Annotated in this window: 6 protein-coding genes; 2 read left to right on the top strand and 4 right to left on the bottom strand. The window is 36.5% G+C overall.

From position 1 onward, the window contains the following. The first annotated feature begins 471 nt into the window (after positions 1-471). Positions 472-930 carry a replication/maintenance protein RepL gene (locus tag ACN6NE_RS02545; protein ID WP_474324344.1) on the top strand — a complete coding sequence of 153 codons (459 nt, stop codon included), beginning with the start codon at positions 472-474 and terminating at the stop codon, positions 928-930. Positions 931-1,089: 159 nt separating this feature from the next. Then, complete coding sequence (locus ACN6NE_RS02540; protein WP_474324342.1) at positions 1,090-1,440, top strand: helix-turn-helix transcriptional regulator; 351 nt, start codon at positions 1,090-1,092, stop codon at positions 1,438-1,440. A 369-nt stretch (positions 1,441-1,809) separates the two neighbouring features. Here the strand turns inward: ACN6NE_RS02540 and ACN6NE_RS02535 are convergent, their stop codons facing one another. From ACN6NE_RS02535 to ACN6NE_RS02520, 4 genes are all read right to left on the bottom strand, one after another. Next, positions 1,810-2,250: a hypothetical protein gene (locus tag ACN6NE_RS02535; protein WP_474324341.1), complete on the bottom strand. Its 441-nt coding sequence runs from the start codon at positions 2,248-2,250 to the stop codon at positions 1,810-1,812. A gap of 687 nt (positions 2,251-2,937) precedes the next feature. Next, positions 2,938-4,356 carry a MobV family relaxase gene (gene mobV / locus ACN6NE_RS02530; protein WP_474324339.1) on the bottom strand — a complete coding sequence of 473 codons (1,419 nt, stop codon included), beginning with the start codon at positions 4,354-4,356 and terminating at the stop codon, positions 2,938-2,940. 419 nt (positions 4,357-4,775) lie between these two features. After that, positions 4,776-4,910 (bottom strand): hypothetical protein, encoded by a 135-nt coding sequence (locus tag ACN6NE_RS02525; RefSeq protein WP_474324338.1) that lies wholly within the window; start codon positions 4,908-4,910, stop codon positions 4,776-4,778. Between the two features lie 190 nt (positions 4,911-5,100). Beyond that, on the bottom strand, positions 5,101-5,631 hold the full coding sequence (locus ACN6NE_RS02520; protein ID WP_474324337.1) for a MerR family transcriptional regulator: 531 nt from the start codon (positions 5,629-5,631) through the stop codon (positions 5,101-5,103). Positions 5,632-5,875 lie beyond the last annotated feature (244 nt).

The following is a 5,875-nucleotide window of genomic DNA, read 5'->3' as shown; positions in this document are numbered from 1 at the left end:
TTGGGGACTAGTCCCCAATAGTGTGTAATTAAATATGAGTAAATATCAAACTATGAACAGTTGCACTGGCGGTTCGGCAGGTATAATTGCTAGCACAAGCCGATCATGACTAACTTCGTTTTGGGTATGGTCGGCTTGGCGAGATAACCAAACCTGCCGAAATTTGAAATGCAGGGGGAAAAGAGTGGAGATTTTTTAAGTGGTTTTCTTAAAAAATACTACTCGAACCTTGCATGTAAAATAGCAAATATATTTATAGATAAGAGTGAAAAAAAGATAGAATGTTAGAAAAACGTTGTTATATCAAGGGTTCGTGGGTGATTTGTTCACTTAAATTTTTTTAAGTGTTCACTTAAATTTTTTTAAGTGTTTACTTAAATATAATTTAAGTGTTTACTTAAACGACTCTTTATTATATACTCAAAATAAGAAAAAGTTACTGGATTATTTTGCTATAAAGGAGTTAAAAAAATGTCTAATTACAAACGCAAAAAAGGAGTAACAAGAAAAGCAACAAAAGTTGTAGGAACTAAAAAATACATAAATTCAGAAACCGGAGAAATTGAAGAAATGGAAGTCATAAGCATTGAAGAACGAGATGCTAATTTCCATAAAATTTGGTTAGGCCATGTAGTTGAAAGCCTTGATTTAATAGGAAATAAGAAACTTAAAGTTCTTACATTCATAATGGATAACCTTAACAGCGAGAACATGTTCTTAATGACCTATAAAGAAATTGAACAAAAGATAGGAATTTCTCAGCCTACCATTGCTGAAACAATGAAAGCTCTACAAGAATCAGACTTTCTAAAAAAGATTAGAGCAGGAACTTATCAAATCAATCCAGATAAGATTTTCAAAGGCGGTAAAAACTCAAGATTAAACGTTTTAATGCAATATAACGAGATTGATAAAAAAGAAGATAACTAAATTAAGGAGGTGATTCAAACGAGTAGCAGCAAGTCCAAACTAAATAAAATGAAAAAGGGCATTTCTCCTGGCAGAGAAACACCCCGTGTGAAAAACATAATACTAATCGACACTAGTATTATAACATGGGTTGCCCTCAAAAAATAGGAGGGTCTTATCATGGATCAAAGCGAAAAACTATTAATGGGTATTGAACATATCTTGAGTGTAGCGTCTGATTTAGTTGATGAAGTTGCTCGACTGAAGAGTGTAGAAGAAGAATGCAAAATCCTGAAAGAGAAAGTATTTATGAATCAATTTACTCAAGCAGAAAAAGAAGTCTTTGCTCTTGCTATTGATGGTCACTCTATTTCAGAAATACAAGACATTCTCCATAAAGAAGAGTGCACGATTAAAAATCAAAGAAAAAGTATCTTAAAGAAGCTGAATACATCATCTATGACAGAAGCTGTTCAACAGTTTCAGAACTTGCATCAAGAACCCTCTCAAAAACTAATACGTACTTCTTAACTATAGAATAGCCTTAAAGGCTATAAGAGCAGGCTTAAGCCTGCTTTTTCTTTTACTCATGCAATAAGATATTGCAAATTTGCTATGTAAAGGTTGCATAGCTGCTGCAACCTTTGAACAAACTACTAAAGACGCCGTGAGGCATCTACAACTAACTTTCTTCTTTAGCAGAAAAACCAACCTTTAGGACTCAGAGGTTGGTTTTTCGTTTTTTTAAGTTGTATATGCTATACATGTTTAGTTAACATAATGAATGTTCTAGGAAACTCAGACGAAAAATCGCTTATCCATTCCTCAAATTTTTCAAAATAAAAAAGGTCCTAGAAAGCATTCTAAGACTCTAAGCACCTAATATAAAATAATGAATTTCTAATAATGAGGAGAATAATTAATGTCTCCTGTAAAATAGTAACTTGACCAAGAATCATAAAGATAAATTTCATAGCCAGCGCCCTTCATATTCGTAAACCTTAAAAAGCCATCAGAACCAATAGTATATCTTGCAGTACAATTTCCTGTTACAGGGTTACAAACTTCAGCAGATAACGCTGGACCACAATCAGAAACATTCATCGGAGTTGAAACATCATTATTATGATTTACTCTATTACAAGATAAAACTTTAATATCAATCATTTGACCTGACTTAACTTGAATATATCCATCGGAACCACCCTCTGTCCACCGGGCATTATCGGTTTGGAAATACCAAGCAGCACTAGCCTGTGAACTAAAAGAAATAGTTACTGCTATTATACAAATGGCCGCCAATAATACTACTCTTCTTAAACGAAATAATATACTTTTCATATACATTTCTCTCCCCCTAAAATATTGAAATTCAATTAACCAAATTTTAGTTTAAGTTGTTAATAATATTATTAAAAGTTAAAAAATACCTATTATTCACTCATCCTTTTGGAACAATGCTTCAATGTATACGTTATACAAAGTTAGTTAACATAATCACTCTTTCCGGAACACAACCAAAAAGAGAACCCCTATTGGGAAAAGGGTTCTGATGAGGTCCTTGTTTCTGTTTTATGCAGCTTTTTATACATCCTTGATATGAAAGGCTTTCTATGAAGGAAAAACAATGAAAGGTTGTATAAAAAGGCTACCTTTTATACATATGCTCATGCAGAAAAATATAGTATATATGGTAAAAATATGCTATAATTTCTCTACCGATATATTCCATAGTAAAACCTATATAAAAAAAGCTATCTCAAGTCATGAGATAGCTTTTTTTATAATCCAATATCTTACTACATATTGGTCATTAGCCATTTGTTATTATACGGTCTTGCTTCAGACATGTTACTGTAAATTTCCGGGCATTTTATCAAGGTAAAAAGACTAATAAACCGGTAATGATAGCGCTTTACTTTCTTGCTTACATATGTTAGGATCGACAAGTTGAACAAAGGCATATTCAACATTTCCTCTTTAGCAAAGAGACCTCACTCCAATGCCAACAAGGTGAGGTCTCTTTTTTTATCTCTCAAGTTCTTGTTCTTGCTTATTATTTCTCTTTTGAATCCCACCAACATGTTGAAAGAACGAAATCTGCTTCATCCTTTCTAGATGTCCATCTATCCAATTCAACGCTTTTTCCTTCCAAGCTTTTAAAGTCTTATTCTCTTTCTTTAATTCATCAACCTGTTTATTGGCTTTAACAAGCTCCTCTTTTGGTACATAGTTCTCTATATAATCGAGATTCATGTTCGTTAATATATCATTCGCTTTATTTGCCTGTACAAGCTCTTTTTTCGTTTTCTCATGTTTTTGCTTCTCAATCGTTAAATCGTCGCTGAGAGAGCTTATATGAGCCTCATATTGTTTATCTAGTTCTCTCTTAACCTCATCTTTAACGTTTTCCTTTTGTTCAGCTGAAAAATTATACATCAACTTCTGGCGCATTTGTTTTTTCGCCTTCTCGACTTCGCCATCTTGATGTGCCACGTATACCTGTAATTCTTGCTTGGTCTCTTTCAAATCATGTTTCAATGCCTTATTTTCCTTTTGGTAGCGATCCACCTGATGACTCAATGCATGGGTACGCTCATGCTCCGCCGCCAATGTTTGCTGCAGCTCTTTTGTGAGATTCATAAGCTCATGAAAATCTGCTTCTTCCACTTTCACTTTAGAACCCATGACACTCTTGGCCGCCTCTATTTCAACAGGTTGGCTACATAACTCTTCAATACGTCTCTCGCTGCGTATCTCAACAGATGGTACTGTTTTTAACTCCACTAAATTGTCCATATGTTGAAGCTCTTTTTCCTTATGAGCGACTAGTTGTTCCAGCTGGTTTAGCTCTTTCTGTCGTTCTTGTTTTTTAAACTCATGAACACTTTTATGCTGCAGCTCACTTGGCTCGCCACGCTCAATGTCATAGCCACGTTTGTTCATGTAGTTGTGAAAGTCATCTTGGATTCTACGTATCTTCGTTTTGCCATGGAAGTAATCTTTCGCCGCCAAGCGCCGATCTTCTGTGATGGGCACAAAACCCACGTGCATGTGTGGCGTTGACTCATCGTTATGTACCGTAGCGTATAGAATGTTCTGCTGGCCATACTTCCCCGAGATATGATCCAGTGCTGCTTCAAAATATTTTCGCTGCTCGTCTGACGACATCGCATGCATATATTCTGGACTGGCTGAAACAAAAAACTCTGCCACCAGGACCGCGTCATTCCGAATTTTTCGTTTCACACGCGTGGCCGTCATCTTTTTAATTTCTTTATGGTACTTAATTTTGTCCTCATTCACAAAATCATAGTTGAGCATCGTTCTGTTTGAATCGATGTCTTTATTTTTACTGTTCTCGCCTTCTCGTTGGTTGTGTTTCTGAATCCCCGTTATTGCGTCTTTGTGGAACTTTTGCATCCTGATAATCCCATATTTGGCCATCCCTCAATCCCCCATTTCGACCACTGTACTTGGGTCTAGCATACCACAATTTGAGATTTGGTGTAACGCACTACACCAATTTTTCATCTTCGATCAAATTGGGAGCGCGCTCTACGAGGTGGCGGTCGGTGTTCCTCCCTGTGTTTGGCTCCGCCAAAATGAAAAAAGACATCCTCAACGGATGCCTTTTTTCTAAAGACCGTGGACGCTGTCCACCACCTGTAAGGGGAACTTTTCCCCTTAACCCCATTCTAAAAACTCCCCCAACCCCCTCACTTTTTTGAGGGGGCTCCCTCGCCAGTTGGCGTCAAACAAACGGGGTTGTTTGAGTGCCAAGAGGGTCTTGGTCTGGTGCGTCTATCAACTCCTTAAATTCTCGACCTGACGGTCTTGCGATTTACCGTTGACAGACCTCCAAATTATTTGTTTACCAGTAATGCTAATAAATCAATAAGATCATCCAGTCGATACGCAATAATAGCAGTACTCACTGCTATTATCATCAAAAAAAATAGTTTCAACGTCTCTGTTAAATCTTTTGCTAACTTATTCATGAAGACTTCTCCTTTGTTATATATGATTCAATCATACTTTCTAGTGGTGTCTACCATCTTAACAAAAGTATTTTTAAACATAAACGTAGCAAAGACCGCCCATTATGTATCAGTTTATAAGGCGGTCTTATCTCTATGTATGCTATATATCTATTCGTAAATTCCCGACATTATTCCCCATGAAATTACATTACTTCCAAAACTCCCACCACTTCTTTTTTTCTTGAGCAGCCGCAATCTCCAAACGTCGTTCTTCTAATGTTGATTGAAGGTGTTGCGTTAGCAAACGATCTCTTTTTTCAATTGTATCGTTCATCTTGTTTTCAAATGTTCGAAACATTGCTTCGCGTTCTTCCTCTATTGCTTCCTTTACAGCCTCTTGGACAATTTCTTGTAATTCACGCTTGGATAAACGTACTGTATCGTCGTTAACGGGTATCGTGAACACGCCGTTAATATCCTGCGGAAACATTGATACAACAGCCTTTATGGCGTCATTCTTACTCATGTTATTTGCTAGAAATTCCTTCAATTTTTTTAACGGCATGATGTCTTTTTCTAGATAGGCACGTCGATTATGTTCATCGCGATAAAAGCAATATCCACCGTTTTCTAAATCAATTGACCATCTTCTTAAGTTAGACGTTGTTATATCTAAGAGTTCTGCAATGTCTTTAGCCCAATAAGATTTTTGTGTTTCCTCATGATTTCCGTTATCCATAGCGTTAATCACCTCGTTATAGCATTCTACAACATTAAAAAGATTCCCTCTTGTACAAAATAGCTTATGTTCACTTAATCTCCCCCTTCGTTTTGGGGTGGATGGTTGGCTAGGGGTTTGGGGACTAGTCCCCAATAGTGTGTAATTAAATATGAGTAAATATCAAACTATGAACAGTTGCACTGGCGGTTCGGCAGGTATAATTGCTAGCACAAGCCGATCATGACTAACTTCGTTTTGGGTA

The organism is Priestia sp. 53B2 (genome assembly GCF_056099005.1).
Note: the sequence above shows the minus strand (reverse complement) of the source record. Positions and strands in the feature narration are given on the sequence as shown.